General features: G+C 35.3%; 18 protein-coding genes. 2 read left to right on the top strand and 16 right to left on the bottom strand.

Annotated elements, in window-relative coordinates; all coding sequences use genetic code 11:
- Window positions 1-91: 91 nt before the first annotated feature.
- A complete protein-coding gene (locus D0S24_RS02265) occupies window positions 92-349 on the top strand; it encodes a helix-turn-helix transcriptional regulator (RefSeq protein ID WP_117018229.1) in 258 nt (85 codons plus the stop codon).
- Between the two features lie 381 nt (window positions 350-730).
- Here the strand turns inward: D0S24_RS02265 and D0S24_RS02260 are convergent, their stop codons facing one another.
- The 13 genes from D0S24_RS02260 to D0S24_RS02200 form a co-directional block, all read right to left on the bottom strand.
- On the bottom strand, window positions 731-1249 hold the full coding sequence (locus D0S24_RS02260; RefSeq protein ID WP_117018228.1) for an SRPBCC family protein: 519 nt from the start codon (window positions 1247-1249) through the stop codon (window positions 731-733).
- Window positions 1250-1409: 160 nt separating this feature from the next.
- Window positions 1410-1958: a hypothetical protein gene (locus D0S24_RS02255; RefSeq protein ID WP_147321418.1), complete on the bottom strand. Its 549-nt coding sequence runs from the start codon at window positions 1956-1958 to the stop codon at window positions 1410-1412.
- A 167-nt stretch (window positions 1959-2125) separates the two neighbouring features.
- Window positions 2126-3001, bottom strand: coding sequence for a carboxypeptidase-like regulatory domain-containing protein (locus tag D0S24_RS02250; protein WP_117018226.1), 876 nt, complete (start codon window positions 2999-3001; stop codon window positions 2126-2128).
- Window positions 3002-3302: 301 nt separating this feature from the next.
- Complete coding sequence (locus tag D0S24_RS02245) at window positions 3303-3893, bottom strand: hypothetical protein (RefSeq protein ID WP_117018225.1); 591 nt, start codon at window positions 3891-3893, stop codon at window positions 3303-3305.
- Window positions 3894-4368: 475 nt separating this feature from the next.
- A complete protein-coding gene (locus D0S24_RS02240) occupies window positions 4369-5121 on the bottom strand; it encodes a DUF4844 domain-containing protein (RefSeq protein WP_251795684.1) in 753 nt (250 codons plus the stop codon).
- A gap of 298 nt (window positions 5122-5419) precedes the next feature.
- Window positions 5420-6172 (bottom strand): hypothetical protein, encoded by a 753-nt coding sequence (locus tag D0S24_RS02235; protein ID WP_117018223.1) that lies wholly within the window; start codon window positions 6170-6172, stop codon window positions 5420-5422.
- Window positions 6173-6383: 211 nt separating this feature from the next.
- Window positions 6384-7391 carry a tetratricopeptide repeat protein gene (locus D0S24_RS02230; protein ID WP_117018222.1) on the bottom strand — a complete coding sequence of 336 codons (1008 nt, stop codon included), beginning with the start codon at window positions 7389-7391 and terminating at the stop codon, window positions 6384-6386.
- 14 nt (window positions 7392-7405) lie between these two features.
- The gene (locus D0S24_RS02225) at window positions 7406-8059 is read right to left on the bottom strand and encodes a Yip1 family protein (RefSeq protein WP_117018221.1); all 654 of its coding nucleotides are present in this window, start codon (window positions 8057-8059) and stop codon (window positions 7406-7408) included.
- A 343-nt stretch (window positions 8060-8402) separates the two neighbouring features.
- On the bottom strand, window positions 8403-8936 hold the full coding sequence (locus D0S24_RS02220; RefSeq protein WP_117018220.1) for an RDD family protein: 534 nt from the start codon (window positions 8934-8936) through the stop codon (window positions 8403-8405).
- Window positions 8937-9410: 474 nt separating this feature from the next.
- Complete coding sequence (locus tag D0S24_RS02215; protein ID WP_117018219.1) at window positions 9411-10469, bottom strand: serine hydrolase; 1059 nt, start codon at window positions 10467-10469, stop codon at window positions 9411-9413.
- Between the two features lie 503 nt (window positions 10470-10972).
- A complete protein-coding gene (locus tag D0S24_RS02210) occupies window positions 10973-11476 on the bottom strand; it encodes a transposase (RefSeq protein WP_117018218.1) in 504 nt (167 codons plus the stop codon).
- On the bottom strand, window positions 11473-11919 hold the full coding sequence (locus tag D0S24_RS02205; protein ID WP_117018217.1) for a MarR family winged helix-turn-helix transcriptional regulator: 447 nt from the start codon (window positions 11917-11919) through the stop codon (window positions 11473-11475). The genes D0S24_RS02210 and D0S24_RS02205 overlap by 4 nt, the downstream gene beginning before the upstream one ends.
- 497 nt (window positions 11920-12416) lie before the next feature.
- Window positions 12417-12770, bottom strand: coding sequence for a VOC family protein (locus D0S24_RS02200; protein WP_117018216.1), 354 nt, complete (start codon window positions 12768-12770; stop codon window positions 12417-12419).
- Window positions 12771-13210: 440 nt separating this feature from the next.
- Between D0S24_RS02200 and D0S24_RS02195 the strand changes: the two genes are divergently transcribed.
- The gene (locus D0S24_RS02195) at window positions 13211-15304 is read left to right on the top strand and encodes a lipocalin family protein (RefSeq protein ID WP_117018215.1); all 2094 of its coding nucleotides are present in this window, start codon (window positions 13211-13213) and stop codon (window positions 15302-15304) included.
- 594 nt (window positions 15305-15898) lie between these two features.
- Here the strand turns inward: D0S24_RS02195 and D0S24_RS02190 are convergent.
- The 3 genes from D0S24_RS02190 to D0S24_RS02180 form a co-directional block, all read right to left on the bottom strand.
- Complete coding sequence (locus D0S24_RS02190) at window positions 15899-16378, bottom strand: hypothetical protein (RefSeq protein WP_117018214.1); 480 nt, start codon at window positions 16376-16378, stop codon at window positions 15899-15901.
- 173 nt (window positions 16379-16551) lie between these two features.
- Window positions 16552-17373, bottom strand: coding sequence for a helix-turn-helix domain-containing protein (locus D0S24_RS02185; protein WP_117018213.1), 822 nt, complete (start codon window positions 17371-17373; stop codon window positions 16552-16554).
- Window positions 17374-17402: 29 nt separating this feature from the next.
- Window positions 17403-18398: an SDR family NAD(P)-dependent oxidoreductase gene (locus D0S24_RS02180; RefSeq protein ID WP_117018212.1), complete on the bottom strand. Its 996-nt coding sequence runs from the start codon at window positions 18396-18398 to the stop codon at window positions 17403-17405.
- Between the last annotated feature and the right edge of the window lie 348 nt (window positions 18399-18746).

Genomic DNA, 18746 nt, shown 5'->3' with positions numbered 1-18746 from the left:
TAATGATTCAAATATAATAAAATTTCGGTTATATACAACCTGATTATTAATAATCCTCTACATATAACCTGATTGTAATAATTTCATCTACATGAAGAAGCAGAAGAAAAAAGAGTATCATCCGGTCGTAGCTGCTTTGGGGAAAAGGATAAAAGGCACTATTACTTCAAAATCCTTAGTCCAAAAAAATGTGGCACATGATGCGGATATGGATGTAGAAAATCTGCGTAAGTACATGAGAGGTGACCAAGAAATGAAAATAAGTACCCTTATAAGAATTTCCGAGGGACTGAAGATAACAGTTAGTGAGCTACTTCTGGGCATTGAGGACGACCTCAAAAAGAAATAAGGGGTTACCATATAAATTAGCATCAAAAAATAACCGAAATATTCACGGAACCAACGAAACTCCATACCACGTGCCATGACGTGTAATTTTGCTTTAAACTACGGCCTACGAGGACATTTACCTATTTTACATCTAGAAGTACACCAAAAGGAGCGATTTAATTTAACCTGACGTTGAAAAATTTAGTGTCCATTTTACTAATATGAGGTGTGAGCGTGACGCTCGCACCAGCAAGGGAAATTTTTTCTTGTTTACCCTATGGTGTACAGATTAAAACGGAGTGGGTGGCACTTATAACCGAGGGAGCTCTTGAGGGGTCTGCATGCACAAGTATATCCAAACGGTTCTAAAAGGCCGCTTTTATCATAGATAATTTTTAATTTATAGGGTTGTGCAGCGGTTACCATTGTTACCATACGTACTTTTTTCATTTATCACTTCTTTCCATTTGTCAGATTCCGCAAACTCTTTTACAATTCGGTTTCGTTCAGTCAGTAATTCAGTCATATATTTTTTAAGAAAGAGTTTGTCCGCTAGCTTACCTAAAATTCCAAAAGGCGATTTATAATAAAAAAGGTCGGTCATCAAAGTTCCGCCATTCGATTCCGAAAAGTGATGTTGGTGTTTAAACTCCGCAAACGCACCTTTAACCATTTCGTCTGCAAAGTATTTTGGTCGGTTATATTCCGTGATTTTAGAAGTCAGATTTTGATAAATTCCGAAGTGTTTAGCTCGCCAGGTTACGCTTTCATTCATTCCGATTAATCCGCTTGTTTTTCCTGCAATTGCTTCTTCATTCGTATGTTCAGTCGATATTTTATGTAAATCGATACTTCGTGATAAGTCAAAAACGATATTTCTATCAGCTTTTATTTCAGTTTGAAGTTCAATTTTCGGCATTGTTTGGGTATGTATGGTAACGGTCAAGTTAAGCATAGTGCGGGATTTCGGAGCGACTCACTGTCCGCCTACCGCAAAGTTTCATAGGAGCAAAAGTGCTCAATTTTAGCTGTTCAGCCCGCTTTACGCTTAGCATCTATGTGATGAGCTGGCTTTATTTCTATATTTCCCACCATTTTTTAGTTCCGATTCCGTTTTTTATTTGTTCTCGTTTAATTATTTCCGCTGTTTCCATTCCCAAAGACGTTCTCGCATTGTATGCAGTCAAATAGTCTTCGTGATTTATAAAATTCCGAATCTTGTCATTTATTCGAGAATCTCGAAATTTTGCTAAATGATGAAAGATTCCGATTCGCGAATATTTTTCAGAAATTTTGTCCATTTCGTTTAACGCGATTTCTTTCATTTTCTCATCTCCATTATTTATTTCGTTTATGTAACTCGCCCAAATAATTTTCATAGTCGGACTTTTAGTTAAGTTCAGACGTTTCTGCAAAGTCGGAAGCGAGTCAGTCGATTTCATTATTGTCAAAGTTTCTCCAATCATGTCATCTTCTTCCTGTTTGGGCATTTCAATTAGATTTCGCTCAACTTCTACTTTTTCTTTTTCGGTCAAGCTTAAAACAATGTGTTCATTACTAAATCCATTCCGATTCTGATAATCATTCGGTGGAATTAATTCTTTTATCAATTGTTCAATGTTTCTCACTTCGTTTTTTTAGCTTGCTCACAACGGCCCTGGCTATGCCCCGTTGCTTTAGAAGCCCAGACCAAACCAAGATTGATTTATAATAACCTAAGATAGGAAATTAAGACAAGCGAAGGGGAGCAATGGGGTATAGGCGTTGTCGTTGTGCTGCGTTTTTTCATCACTAGTTAATAAAATAAGCTATATCCTATTCCAAGACTCAATTCATTAAAAGAACTCAATCTATAATATTTCAGAAATAACAAGAACCGTTTGTAACTCCCTTGAATTCTACCTTGATATTCGATGAAATCATCATATATTGAGATTTTGCCTACTAATTCAGGAAATAACGGTTTTCCTAATTTGGTTCCAAATCCAATCAATACTCCTGAAGAATTTTGATTGATTGAAGTGGTTAGGTCATTGAAATCTAAATTTGTGTAACCCGCTATAAAACTAATTCTTGATAGGTTCAGGTCAATTTCAAATGAATAAGCGTTATTGTCAAATTGGTTTTCAAATTGAAAATCGCGGTAGCTAATCCTAAAATCTATGTCAAAATCACAATTTGATATTGGATGTTTAAATTCCAAACTACCTCTATGAAAGGTATTCTTTTCTGAATTGGTTTGATAGCTATAACTAGCATCTAATACTCCTCCTGATATTATATATGGAGACGCGATCTCAATTTGACCACCAAAAGGATTGTTAATTAGCCCTGATTGCCCATAAATTCTAATACTATTTGCATCAAAGAAATCTTTGTTACAATCCCATTTCGTTTCGACTATTATTTTATTTTCACCTTTGAGACTGTATTCTTTGGTTACCATTCCGACAAATGAAAAAATCAAGATTGCGTTAGGATCTGAAACTTTAATTGAAAATTGACCGTTTAAGTTTGTTTGAGCTCCATTTTTAGTCCCTTTTTCAATTACGATTACACCTGGGATTAAATCATTATCGGTTTTAGATGTTACAACTCCAGTAACTTCATATTGACTCCAACTCAAAATTGGAATTAAAAGAAAGGGGAATATCAGATATTTTCTAATCAATTTTTTCTTTTAAATGCTGCACAACGTACAGATATAGTATCCACAAGTTACTATATTTCTTTTATAGGTCCGATGCAACAAATAACTTTTGTCTAATTGATTTGGTAGGATTTGTACGACACCTATTTTACAGCGTCTGGAGGGAATGACGGTGTTGGTCTCGGTTTTGCGCAACCTTTGCTATTACTATTTTATTCCTAACCAATTTAGGGATTTTTGGTTTATGAAGGGAAAAATTTTCTGTTCTTACTTAAATAGAAAAGTTTAAAACGGAGTGGGTGGCACTTATAGCCGAGGGAGCTTATGAGGGGTCATTATTAAGAGTAGTTTTATAGTTTTCAAACATTATTTCATTCTTGAAATTCATTTCCGGCTTAAACCATTTATAGTAACCGAAAACATTTTTTCTTACTATTATCATGAGTGCAATAACAATTATTACAACCGAAATATAGACATAGGTCATAATTTGATATAGTTCATAGTCAGGATCATAAGGGTCAATCGAATAAAATTCCCTAAGGGCGTTTATGACCGATAGCCCAAGCCAAACAATTGCAGGTAAATATAAATCTCCATTGAATCTCCATATTTGGACCGTTATGTAAACTGTAACAATAAATGAGATCAAAAGTTTTAAATTAATTGATATTAGCCCATCAATCACATTTCCAATCTCAATAAGTGCAAACAGAACCCAAAATACACAAATAATCTTGTGCAGGACTTTGTCAATTTTATCAATATTGGCATCAGGTATTGAAGCTAGGAGCTTTCTTAATTCTACATCGGGTATATCATCACGTTGCCTCAATGACTCATATACCCCAATCTTAGATGTTCCATTTTTTAATATTACTTTGATTTCTTTTCTAATTTCTGATTTCTTCATATGAACTTTGGAAATTACACCTAATATTTAGCTAAAAGATTATTAAAATAAAGGATAACGTGTTTGTGGTCGAATAGAAAACTGGAGTTTCACCCCAAACCTCTCTCAGAACCGTACTTGATAGAAGAGTTATGTTGGTATGCAGCCTTCCCTCCTGCCCTTACCAAGCTATGGAAATTTGAACTTTTTTATTTCTTACCAATTTAGGGATTTTTGGTTAATATATGCAAAGGCAGGGCGTAACGCCCGCGCCAACTGGTACTTTTTTCTTGTTGTCGTTAAAAAGTGGCACAGATTGAAACGGAATGGGTGGCACTGACTGCCGGGATATATTATTAATTGGCAGGCCATATGGTAAGGTGAATCTGGGCCTGGGTTAAGGTAATTGGGTATTTATGTTAGGCTCCCGCAAAATGTGCAGGACAGGCAGTACCGACCACACCAAGGCTTAGTTATTGGTGGTAGTTTTTTATTCTTAATCTCCTTTTCCAACTGGAACTATGACAAAAGCAAAATCAATTTCATTGGGCACGCCATAATCAGTCAAATATTTCCCTCCAAGTCCACTAACTTGTGATTTTTTGTCCTCAACTTCAAGTCCATAGGTTTCTCCGAACATAAACTTAACTCCATTATCTAATTTAAGAGTATCTGTATCTGAAACGTTAAATACTTTAAATTCCCTCGGTTTTATAATCAAGTCTTTTATTATTCCAATAGCTTCAGTTGTTTCGTTGTAAAGGAAAACCTTGTATTTTTTTCCTGTTTTATCGTATTTCGCTGGAATTATTGAAACTTCAGTCCCTTTTTCAATAAAAACGTTTCCGTGCGAATCGGTCCACTTTTTTTCTTTTGGCTTTTCCATTGGGTCAAAACCGTACATAAATTTATTGAGTTGACCATTCGAACCTTCCAGTCCGACAACATCCATTAATTCCTCGAAATACATACAAATTCTTTCTCTGTCTTCGGTATCTAATTCCAGATAAATGTCTGCAAACCTTGAAAGTCCAATTCCGATTTTTGCTTGATACATTTTATTAGTCGGTTTTTCAGATTCCGCAACAGTCTTAAAGTCAGTCGCAACTTGGTTTATTTTTTCCGTAAAAATTGGGCGCATTTTTTCGTCTGCAATTCCAGGATAGTAATTTGGATATGGTTGTTTAATGAACTTTTTCTTTGCAATGAATTCCGCAAACATTTCATTCGCATTTTCTGGTGTTTTCATTTCAGTTGCATTTTGTCCGCAAGCAGATAATGTCAATAGAATTAATAAAATTTGAATGCATTTCGTCATTTCTCAAATGTTGCCAACGTCTTAGTTAAGCGTAGTGCGGAGGTACGACATCTGCGACAGCAGTGGGCGCGCTGGCCAGTTTCCGTCTACACTCGAAGCCAGAGCTTTCCGTTTGTAATTATTTTTTAAATTTCCAAAGCCAAAAGATGTGACGGACATAGTAAACACGCCAAAGCCATTAAATTTAGCCCTTTATGCTCTGTTTGTTATAACCATTGTTGGCATTTCCTTATTTTTCCGAGGCTTTCGTACACTCTTCATCTATCGCAATAGCCTCTTCGCTTTCCGCAAAACCGTCGGACATTATTTCCTGAAACGGATATTTACGATATTTTTCAATTAGGCAGTCGCTATATTTCTCGATATCGTTTGTCTGTGCGAATTCCGTTCCTGCCAACTCTTTTTTCCAATTTCTTTTCATCGCTTCCGCCAACTCGTCCGTCCATTTCATTTGAGCAACCTCAAAGCATTCTTCAATTTTCAAGTCCAGATATTTAGGGTCACTTTGAACTTCTTTGAAAACCTCCATTATTTTATCGCTTTCCAGTTGGTTTTGATACTTTTCTTTAAATTCTGGGACCGCTGTTATTTTTTCGACAAAGCAAGTGCAGTAGTCCTCTCTTTTTTTATTGTCCGATATTAGTCTTCGATTTCCGTCAATACATTTGCCAATAGGTACTTTAAGACCATTTATTTCTACAAAATTTTTGGGAACCACATACGTACCTATTTTGATAAATGCAATCAAGGAAAATAGGGCAATAGAAATTACTAGGCATTTCGCTATCTGAATTTTACTAAGCTTATATTTTGAGTTTGAAAATCCAGTTCCGATTAGCCAAGTACATATCAAAAGCATTGTTATAACACCTCCAATTACTCCAGCCGAGTACCAAGAGCCAACTTCTCGACTTGCCGCAACATATTCCGTTCCAGCTCCATAAAGCAATAGAAATCCGATAATAATTTTTAATGTCCTCAAGTTTGGTTGATTTTTTTATAATGAATGCCAACGATTGGATATAGTTATGAAAAAAATATTCTCAATAGACCTAATGTAATAAAAAAATATAGTTGGAATGTATCATTTATTTCCATTTGAGTTTGACATTTTGATTACTGGCTATTATTTTAACTGTACTTGTTTTTTATACTTCCACTCTGAATTGGATCAAGTGTTAGGTATTGGTTGTTTATTCTGTTAACCATCCGGAGAAACGTTCAAAATCGTTACTATTTTTATCCAACCAATCCAGCACTTCTTGTCCTTTGGAAAGGGATATGTAGTAGCTATATGGAGTTGTTAGGTTCTCTTTGGCCATGTCATAAAAGAAGGTAACATAAAAGTCCCACCAAAAACCAGTATTCTCTTTTTTAAGTTCACCTAAAATTTTAAATAATTTGTGATTATTGTCAGCAAATAGTTCCATATCGGATTTCCCTTCATTTTTTTCCAAATTCTCCGACGCCTTTAGTAAACTTATCATCATTTCAGCCGCTCCAAAATCTACATCTCCATTCATTGGTACCGTGATGTCTACATTGTTATTATCCTTTTGTGTAACGCCATAGGCCAAATAATTTCTTAGGTTTTTGTATTCAATACCAGCTCTTTCTGAATTTGGTTCTATCATTAGAAAAAAGTATAAGGGAAGCATTGCTTTTATACGTACGTTTTTATTAACCATAATTTTGCTTAATATCAAATGGCTGCTGGCATGTGACGAATTGTTCAATATCGCATTAATTGCAGATTCTGACGCCTTATCATAATTTTCGGAATTATAATGGGCCATTGCCAGATTATAATGCAATAAATAATTGTCAAAGGTCTTTAATCCCTCTTCATATGCCTGGATAGCCTTTTTGTTTTTGCCCTGTAAATCAAGAGAATTACCATATGCAATATAACCTTCGAGCAGGTTGCCATTTTTTAGGTCAAGGACTCTTTTGCTATATTTTTCTGCTAATTCATATTGGTTATTGGACAGATAGGTATACGCTATTTCATAGTTGGCCAAACTAGAGTTTTCATCTATGGCTAATGCATTTTGATATATTTCGATAGCTTGATCAAACTCTCCTCTATCATGATGGTCGATTCCCTGTTTTACCAAATCTGCAATTTTATCTACTTGTCCGGAGATGATTTGAAAATTTAATGCGAGTACGCAGAAGAAATACAGATTAAAGTTTTTCATTAATTTCGTTTTATTTACAACGCTTTAATTATCAATACAATTATCATTATTGGAATAGCAAAAACTAAAAGAGGTAATATTAAATTTACAATTGATTTTCCAATTGATAGTTTTTGGACTTCAGAAACACCAACTACGCAAAAGACTATTGTCCAAATACCTAGAATGAATTCTAAAATCATAGAACTATAAACAAAAATATTCGCGACAATTCCAGCACTGCTTATATCTCCATCTGATTTGAACATTTCATTTCCATAAATTCCAATTTGAGGTATGAGAAAAATTAGCGCAATTATTGCCGGTGTCATAGCATAAGAAATAATTCTTAAAATTGACTTAGTATCACCTTCACCATTTATCCATTTTCCTGTCCAGCTTAACAAAGCTGCATATATATAATATGAAATCCACCCTAAAAGGCCACCTACTATTATACAAAGAGCCAATATTGCTATTAAGGACAAATTGTCTCCAGAATTCTTCAAAGAGGCTCTGTCGAATGCACTTGAGATCCCAGCGAAAAACAAAAGTCCATTTACATATTTGTCATAATGGTTGTCATTTATGAATTTGAAGACCTTTCTTGGAGAAGTCCAAATTTCCATAAAAATCTCCTTGTCGGATAACTCTTGTTGATTTTCGGTGTTTATTAGTTCACTATTCATTAATTCACTTATACTATTAATACTTTACTACCCCCTCTACTCATTTAGTTTAACAATATTAAAGCCAAGGGGCAGTTTTCTTGGGTTCGTCCTTGAACTATGCGGTGTCGGTTTTTTACTATCCTAATTATTTACTTTGGATCCTTTTTATTTCTTCCAATTTAGGGATTTTTGGTTTGTGAAAGGGAATTTTTCCGTTCTTCCTTAAATAGAACAGTTTAAAACGGGATGGGTGGTACTAATAAACGGAATATGTTAATGATTGGCAGTCCATATAGTTGGAGACATGATCCATCAACAGGATCTGGAGATTGCAGGCAGGTTAGTTATTGAGCAATAGAAATTATTTTTGAAGTACTAAGGTTTTCGCTATTCTATCTTTTAAACTTCGATTTCTTTTTGAACTGTCCGTTAAAAGGAATATTAAGTCAGCGATAAATACTAAGGAATATATACTGTTAAAGGTCCTCATAGTAGGATAGGTTTCCGCTACTCCTTTGGAAAAATTCCAAAACCCTTCTATTGCCAATAGATTAGGATTGTAAAAAGCCAAATATTGGACTGGAATAAAGAATAATGCGGGAATCATTACTATTAAACTTCTGAGAAGTGATTTTTCAAAATCAATTTGTTCGTAATTTAAGTTGGTAACTTTTAAATTAAGCGCCATTTTTCCCAAAGTAGCCTGATGCCGACTTTCCATATAAGGTTTGTAAAGAATTGCGATTAGGGCAATAGGTAAATAGATATAAAAACTCTTCAAGCTTATGAAGTTTAAATAATTTATTCCGTATGAAATGAGTCCAACTATTAATGCGTCCAGAATATATGCTCCGAATCTGTCCCAAAATTTAGCGTATCGTGGTTCTTCAGTCATTTAGTTTTTCTTTTTTTTAATCGGTACCAACATTATAGGATTAAATTAGGTAAGCCAAGGGCACAGTTTTTAGGAGCTCGCCGATGAACTCTGAGGTGTCGGTTTTACGCTATCCTTGCTATGGGTCTTAATCCTTTATATTTCTTCCAATTTAGGGAATTTTGGTTAATATATGCAAAGCAGAGGGACAGGAGCGGCATTTAAGACTGCCTTATGGCTAGTTGGCATGCCAATTTAAGAAAAGGCACGAGCCTGCCTCGCCGGCAGACAGGCTTGCCCACGCCGTTAGGATGGGCCTGTCTGCCGACAAAGGCAGGTGTGACGCTCGCGCCAACGGGATTTTTTTCTTGTTTTACTTAAGTAGTAAAGATTAAAATGGAATGGGTGGTACTGACCACCGAGAAAGCTTTTGAGGGGTCAGCATGCTCCAGAATATCCAAACGGTTCTAAAAGGCCGCTTTTATCTTCGCTTTTTTAACGGATGTTTTTTTCTAGTGCTGTCGCAAACTCCCCCAAATCGGTCATATTGGTATTACTAAGAATAATAATTGTTGTTGATTTATTTAAGAACCGTATCCATACAGCATTCGAGCCCATTATTCTTCCATAGCGTTCCATTGCTTTTTCATCTCCATCCCCCCTAACCCATACACCATACCCATAGTCATCAAGCCCCGGCGTTAGCATTAAATCCAGACTTTCTTTATTGATCAGTTTAAGTCCAAACAAGGCGTTTGAAAAATTAAGTAAATCAGTAGGAGAGGAATACATTGCTCCAGCTGCATACCAGTTTTCGATAAAAATTGGAATATCGTTTATCAAAGAATCTGGATTCTTTTCTGAAAAATAGGTACTTGCCAAGTTTTTGATAATGTTCTTTTCTTGGGCCATTCCTGAATTGGTCATACCTAAGGGCTCAAGAATCTTTTCATTTAGTACCTGTTCAAAAGTTTTCTGATAAAGTTCCTCAATGATTTTTCCCAGCACAATGTATTCTGCATTGTTGTAATTGAATGTTGTCCCAGGTTCATTTACAAGGGAATCATTGACAAAACTTTTCAAAAGTTCGTCGGACGTGTTTGGTGTTGAATAAAGTCCCAATCCATATTTCATTGCATTTTCCAAACTTGAAACGGTGTCTATCAGAATGATGCCAGAAGTATGGTTAAGAAGTTGGTGCGGAGTTACCCTAAGACTTACTTTATCCGGATAGTCCGGTAAATAGTTCTTGATCGGTTTATTTAAATCGAGTTTTCCTTGTTCCCGAAGTTGAAGTATTAAAACTGCGGTAAAAGCTTTTGTTATTGAAGCCACTTTGTAAACGGTCTCATTATGTACTGGCAGGTTAAACCTTCGGTCGGCAATACCAAAACTATTATGGTAGAGTATGGTTGAATCTTTTTCGACCAATACCGTGCCATTAAAATTGTTTTCGGTAGCGTACGATTGAACAAATGACTCGAGCTGTTTACCTTGAGCTGTTGTATATTGGCATAGCAAAATGGTGACCAGAAAAGATACAATATATTTCATATGATGTTAAGTTAGTCCGGGATAGACGGCAAATTCTGTCGATTTCGGCCTTATGTTTGTTAGACTACCTTGTCCAATCAAAAGTTACAATTTGGCAAAAAATATAAATTCTTGTCATAATTTCATTTTCGGTACAATGCAGTGTCTTAAATGTTTACAACATTATAGGATTAAATCATATAAGCAAAGGAATATGATATGGTAAAATTTTGAAAGCCATAGATACTCCATAGTTAGTCCATAAATAGGCCATATATGCAAATAGGCTAGGTCCACCTCTTTTTGGCACGCTAAAATGGCCAGCTAAGTTAGGTAGAGGCACGGGCCTGTCTGCCGACAAAGGCAGGCGTGACGCCCGCGCTAGCGGGTGTATTGTAAGTTTACATGGAGTAGATGGCTTGTATTTGGCGTTTACAACAGCATTAAAGGAAGCTTGAAAAGCATTTTAGATAAGCTGGATTTTCTGAAAATTGGGGACTTGGGTAACGGGCCAACGGGGAATATTAATTTTGTTTTAGATTTATTAATTTCAAGAGCAACGGGACCAAACCAATAGATACGGCTATGAAAATTCCAACACGGATATAATTTAAAGCTTTCCATAAATTAGCTCGTTTAACCAAATCTGTTGGTGAAATCAATCCTTCGGAAATTTTTTGAAATTCAATGATATTCGGTGCAAAATAGGTAAGCGTCCAAACTCTGACTGCAAAATGTACCACAAAAAGTATAAGCAATCCGTTTCTTAAGCCTTCTAATTTCCAACAAAAAGCAATGGCCAATATAAAGGTTAGTTCGTGCAAAGAATGGAAAATAATCCAAAAGGTCTTTAGGCTTGTCCCATTTTTGTCTGCTAGCAATGAAAACGATTCGGGTGGATTTCCTGTCCATTTTGGCACTAAAACAGTGGTTTCAAAAATCTGCGCTCCATTCATTAAAAAATATGTTATTGTGGTAATGAGCATCCACAATTCAGCTCTTGATAAATAACTTTCTGTAATATTCATTTATTTAAGTTTTTGGTTACGGTTTTCATAATTTCTGTTGCCGAAATAAAGTACCTTTCAATCACATTTATTTCTACATCTGAAAATGTACTTATCAATTCTTGTGTCCTTTCTTGTAAGTCATAAAATATTGGCTGAAGAAGTTCCATTGCTTTTTGTGTATTTGGAACAATCATTACTTTTCTACGGTCGGCTTTGTCAGCTTTACGTTTCACAAGTTTTCTTTTTTCAAGCCTGTCTATTAATCCTGTAACAGCTCCTGTTGTCAACCCCGTTATTTCGGCAATTTCTCCGGCGGTCATTTCTTCTTTTTTAATAATCAGTCCAAGATATTTGTGGTCTGTTCCTGAAAGTCCAACACTGCGTGCAATGGTTTCATGCATTAAAATTGAGGCATCAGAATAGTTTCTACTTATTTCTTTGAAAATTTCGGTTTTTTCCATAACAATTATCTTACATTATAAACATCTTAGTTACAAAGATATATTAAAATAAGCTGTTCAAACAAATGTTTGTTAGGATTTTTTAAAGGGAAGATATTTATTGGTTTGTAGTGAGATATTGAATTACGCCCAAAACAATTGGATATGGTTATTGATTATATTTTTTTATTGGTCCAGTCTAAAAAACAATTTTTTTCCTTTACTAAGGCTGGATATGTACTTCTTCAATTTAAAAAAGTCGGATGGAGGAAGAATGTTGTTTTAACCATCCCTCCTGCCGACTAAGGCAGGCGTGACGCTTGCGCCAACGGGATTTTTTTCTTGTTTTATTTAAAGTGGCACAATTTAAAACGGAATGGGCGGCACTATTAACGGGGATATATTATGAATTAACAGGCCACATGGTAAGGGGGAATTGGGGCCGGGGTTAAGGCAATATGGTATTCAGAATTGGCATCACGGTGGGCGGAATCCTTAGTTATAAGCAGCTGGTTTTTCTATAAATGGGTTAATAAATTAATGGTCACTCCATTTGGGTCTTTTACAAAAAATCGTCTTACTCCCCAATTTTCATTAGTTATTGGATATACAACTTCAATTTTTTGCTCTTTGGCGCGTTCAAACCAGTTGTCTATATCCGAAACTTCAATTGATAAAAATATCGCCGAGTTATCCAAAGGATTGTTTTTGTTGTTTCGGAAAATTGAAATTTGTGCAGTTGGGTTTTCTTTTGACACGAAAGTTAATATCCAATCCATATCCATCTCTAAGTCCATTCCTAAAAATTCAGTATAGAATTGCTTGCTTTTTTCAATGTCATTTGAATATATATTCGGAACAATTCTTCGCATTACTACTTTATTTTTCGTTGTGTGAATTTTATTTTTTTAGCTTGTTGCTAACATTATAGAATTAAATCATGAAAGCCAGGGGTGCCGATTTTTATACGCCTTGAACAATGTGGTGTCGGTTTTGCGTAACCCTTTTTATTTATTTTTAATACTTTTTATTTCTTCCAATTTAGGGATTTTTGGTTAATATATACAAAGTGGCAGCAGGACAGGAGCGGTTTTTGATAATGTTAATTTTTTGACCCTTTTTGAGCTAGTGGAACGGTTAACATTGTTGTAGCACGTTTTTTACTATATTATTTTGAAAGTGGGTACAATGGAAGAGTAAATAGTAACATTCAATAATATTATTTTACTTCGTGTTTATTAGAAAATAAAGTTGGAGGTGAAAGATTTAAGTTTATTTTTAGTTTTCAATATTTAGAAAGTCTTTTAGTTTTATGATGAAGTTCAAAAGATACAGATATCTTATTATTTTATTACTTACTATTCTTGCTTGTGAAAGTGGGGAAGAAGAGGAGACCGTTACCCCTGATGATGATACCAATGTAAATACGAATGTAAAAAGTGGGGATATTCTAGGAACATGGTTTGTTTATTCAGGAGAATTTATGGGCACTAGTGTTCAGATAGCTCCACGTTTCCCAATATGTGGATATGATTACTTTGTCTTTTCCGAAAATGACAGATATGAAGAAGTTTTATATAACAACGATGACTGTGTTCCAGTTAAAAAAACGGGCAATTGGAAAATTGAAAACGGAATAATATCAGTCTCGTTTTCATCGGGGGAAGTGGAAGAGCTTTCAATAATCGATTTCAAACCTTCTGAATTGGTGATTAGGTTTCTATTTGATTTTGATGATGATGGAAATAAAGATGTTTTCAAAGCTAATTTAAATCGTTATGATCCTATTTCTAATAATCATATAGCCACCTCTTTTGAAAGAGATTCCGATGAAACATCACTTTTGAAATTTAACTGGAAGCAAGAAACAGCTGTTAATTCGTTTACTAGTTACGAGGTATATCGTTCAATAGAGGGGTCTTGTGCAAAAGAAAATGCGGTGCTCTTAACAGAAATTAAAGATAATACCAACACCACCTTTATCGATTACGATCCACCAGCTACCACAAATAATTTATGTTATTTTTTGAGGGTTTATTCTAATAATATTTTGGTTGGTGAAAGTAAATTACTTACTGAAAACCCAAAAAATTTAATTATTCCAAGTATACCTAACCTAAACAGTGTTAGTGTAGATGGGGAAAGTATTCTTTTAGAATGGAGTGAATATGACATCCCATACTTTTCCCATTACGAAATAGTTTATGCCAGTACCGACGGAACGAATTTACTTTTCCATGAAGAGGACAGTATTGTAAAAATTAATGCTATCGAAGAAACCAGTTTTCTTGATACCGACCCTCCTTATATTGAAAATCCATTTTATGCAATTTATGCTTATAATGTTTTTGGTACAAATGTGGTTTCAAATTATGAACAGGTAACTTTTAGACATAATGATTTGTTCGGACCAATTTATTTAAGCCATCTAGAAGTTGATGATGATGAGCCTGCTGTATACTTACACGGAAGCAGTCAAATTCCAAGTTGGGCCAGTTATGATACAAATGCGGTACTGAGACTTAATTACGACCAAGGTGTGCTTGAATCAACTACAAGTGAAGAAGTCTATGTTGCGGGTGAATTTCCGTTTAGAAAACCATTTAATTTTTCCGAGGGAAAAGAGTTGGTAGTAAATGGGCGAAATAATTTACATTTTTTAAATCCGACATCCCTTTCAGAGGTTTTCTCCTTTGGTTCTTTTTACTTATTTGAGGAATTTAATTTATCTGGTATTGTAGATTTTACGTATTCAAAAAATGGCTTTTTGGTTGTTATTGATACCGACTCCATATTCATTTTTCAAAGAAATGGGGAAGAATTAATACTTCTAGACAAACAAATTCATTACGACACACATCATGGTGATAACTTATACAGAATGATCCACGTGAACGATAATGAAATAATAGTAGGGCATAAAAATGATGAGGAAAGTATCCTGTATACGGTTAATGATAATGGTATTTTACAGAATAGAAGAGTGATTACGCTACCACTTAGTTCCGATTATATTGCCAAATATAAAAACACCTCTTATTACAGTGACTCCGGTAACTTACTGATTAATTACGGTCAGAGAAAACTATATTCTACAATTTCTTTTCAGGTTGAGGCACAATTGCCTGAAGATTTGTTTGCTCTAGGGTTATCCAAAGATGCGAAATATATTTTTGCATCTACCATTGACCCTGATTGGTTTGGAAGTGATATAAAAACAGAATTTTTAAAACGTGAAGTATTATTATTCAATACTGAAACAGATGAAATACAATCCATTAAAACGAAGGGATACCCTATTAGGGTATTTGAAAATAACCTTGGTGAGATATTTTCAATATCAATTCCTAAAAACCAAATGATAACCGATTTTGATGTATTTGTTGAGAAAATAAATTTCCTTTAAAACTTGACGTTTGAATTTTATGGCTACTATGCCCATGGCCCTACAAAAGGAATTTAGATAAAAACCATTAAAATACATGGGGCCAATGGGAATCATGAAGTGCTATCCACCCAAAAAATCACCCCTGTAATAAAAGGGGTAGCGCACAGGTCAGCTGACCGTCCCAAAAAATCACATAAAAATAGATCAATCCCCATATATGTCATTCTTTTCCAAATCGACACAGCAAAAGCATATCAAAATTCCTATGCAAATAACCTTTTTCAAAAGGTGTACAACATTATAGGATTTAATCACCGAAGCCAAGTGCGCAGTTATATTTAAACCGCCGCTGAACTATGCGGTGTCGGTTTTGCGCTAACCTTGCTATTTAATTTGGATAACTTTTTATTTCTTCCAATTTAGGGATTTTTGCTTTGTGTTGTGGGAGTTTTTTACTTGTTTGCCTTAAGTGGCGCAGATTGAAACGGAATGGCTGGCATTAATAACCGGAATATTATATAAATTGGTAGTCTACATGGTACAGGGAAACTCGGGACTGGGTGTGGTTAACATGGGGTTTATGCTGGGCCATGCTGGCCACAAGAACGCTTCTTAGTTATTGGGCGTAATTATTCTATTTCCAGCTGTCCATTTTTCAAACCCAACTATTTTGAACTTTGTTTTCATTCTTGGGTTAGGAATTTCCGCTTCAGGAGATTCTTCTTTTACCGCGTCCCAGAACTCTTTTTTGAAGTCCTTTGGGTAATAAATTTCTACTATTCCAGATTTTTTGTCGTATTTCCAAGTCCCTTCGACATTTTTATAAATAAGTGGGCAAAGGGCGTCTTGGATTACTGCTGGAAATTCACACTTATTAAAGGCTTTGAAAACAATACTAGAGTGCTTTTCGGAATTTTTCGGTTCGGAAATCCCACAAGAGATATAAGTCCTTTTTTTAATTCCATTTTCGTTTGTCCCAAGTTTCATTTTCCAGCAACCATATAAGTCAAATTCAGAAATTGTATTTTCCTGTCCAAATGTTGAGTTTCCGGCAAATAACAAAATAACCAGTAAAAAGGAAAAGCTTTTCATATTGATTAAGACATCAAAAATTGCTCCAAAATTACACCCAACGGTGCGTTTATGCGCTGTAGCGGCAAATTAAGACCTAAGCGCGCCCGGTTCAAATCAATAAAGTTTATAATTTCAATTAGTCTGCAAGATAGCAATGGCGTATGAGCCGTTGTTGAACGAAACCTTAGTTGTTAGCGGCCGGTATTTTTAAGGATAAGTTCTGTTGGTGTCAATCCGAATTGTTTTTTAAAAGCGGATGAGAAATGCGATAAGTTTTCAAATCCTATTTCTAAATACACCTCAATGGGTTTTCTGTTTTTTTCGGCAAGTTGGTAATGGGCCAACGCTAAACGCTTTTGTGTCAGCCAACGTTGTGGCGTTATGTTGAAAATCTTATGAAAATCACGTTTGAATGTTGTAAGGCTTCGTCCTGTCAAATAGCCGAACTTTTCCAAAGGCATATTGAACATAAAATTCTTTTCCATGAAATCTGCTAAGTCAATTTTATGTGGTTCCTCAAAATTGGCTAAAATAGTATCAATGTTTTTGTCAATTGTCCGCAAAACGCTAATAGCTTCCGTAATTTTTAATGAAGCGATATTCTCGGGAAATTTTTCTTGCACATCAAAATAAGGTATTAAAGAAGCAAGACAACTTTCCAATAATGGGTGTTGGTTAAAGCTTTTTATTTTTTGTGTTGCGGAAACTTTTGGTTTTACGCTCATGTTGGCGTAAAATTCTCGTAGTCTGTCAACTGAAAGGTGCATTACTACAGACTTATGGGGCAATCCATCTTTTGGGTAATTAATAATTGTCGCTAACTGATTTCTTGGAATAAGAAAGATGTCACCTGCTTTAAACAAATAGTTTTGGTCTGCCTGAATGATTTTTGTTTCGCCAGAAATGAACCACACAAGCATATGGTGGTCAAACACAACTTCTGTCTTAAACAATTTGTCTTCGTAACAAGAAAGTTTAATGTCGTCTGTTATATATGTGAACTGAAATTCCATATTACTTGTGTAATGTAAAATTACAAATATCAAACAACGTTAAAAGTAATGTTGGTTAAATTTTCGCTTAATTCCCACAAACGCTTTGCATTAGTTTCGTCCACCGAATAGGGTTTTATGCCTGCTGAAAACTCTTGTCCTAAGTACAATTCGGCTATGTCGTTGTCTTCACAATACACACCGCCAATGTTGTTTAGCAACTGACTTGTCGCGCACCAAATCGTTGTAGATGCACCTTGCGGAATTGTTTTGAGTGACGCGGCAACTTCAGGTAACATATCTCCTTTCCCATTGCAAAAACCCATTTTTATAAATAATTCCAAAGGTGCTTCTCTAGCTAATTCTGTACCGCCAATAGAACCTGGATGTAATGAATATGCTCTTACACCAAACTTTTTTGCCCGGTTGTCCAATTCAAGAGAAAACAGATTGACAGCGGTTTTTGATTGTCCATAAGCTTGCAAGGTTTCGTATTCCCGATATTCAAAATTTGGGTCTTCAAAATTAAAAGTGGCAAATTGATGTCCTTGCGATGATACATTAATAACTCTTGCGCCATTTGCTTTTTTTAATGCTGTCCATAATTTGGCAGAGAGATGGAATTGTGCTAAATAATTTACTGCCAATTGTGATTCTATTCCGCGACTGTCTCTGCGTATCGGAACCCACATAATGCCAGCATTGTTTATCAGCAAATGCAACGGTTTGTCCGAAGCCAAAAACTTTTCAGCAAATGTATTAATGGAAGCAGGGTTTAATAAGTCCATTTCCTCTATTTCTACATTGGCAATTCCCCGTAAATTGTTTTTTGCTTTTTCAATGTCTCTTGCAGGAACGATTACCGTTGCGCCTGCAATGGCAAGCGTTTTCACTGTTTCCAATCCTATTCCCGTGTTTCCACCTGTAACAATGGCGGTTTTACCTTTAAGGTCAATGCTTTTGATAACTTCTGTTGAAGTTGATTTTCCGTTGAAGCGCGAACCTATCGGTTTCTGTAAAGCTCCGTTATAATTGTTTTGTCCCATTTTTTAATTATTTTATTGGGACAAATGTAGATAGTATTCTAACGGATAACTTTGTTTAAACGTCCTAATATACTTTGTTTAAACGTCCGATATTTGTATTGGGAATGTCGCTATACTTGCCGCCAAGATACGGATATAGTAACTGCTAATTACATTTCTTTTATAGGCCCAATGTAACAAATAAATTTTGCTGCTTACTATAGCCGGATTTGTAAGATCCCTATTTTACAGCGTCTGGAGGGAATGACGGTGTTGGTCTCGGTTTTGCACTACCCAAGTGTCCAGTCAACGTTTAAATGACGGGTAAGGAATGATGGATCTTGAGCTGGGTCAAGGCGCAAAAAACGC

The sequence above is a fragment of the Arenibacter sp. P308M17 genome, from assembly GCF_003426735.1.
Taxonomy (GTDB): domain Bacteria; phylum Bacteroidota; class Bacteroidia; order Flavobacteriales; family Flavobacteriaceae; genus Arenibacter.
The sequence above is the reverse complement of the archived record's forward strand: the minus strand, read 5'-3'. Positions and strand labels throughout refer to the sequence as shown.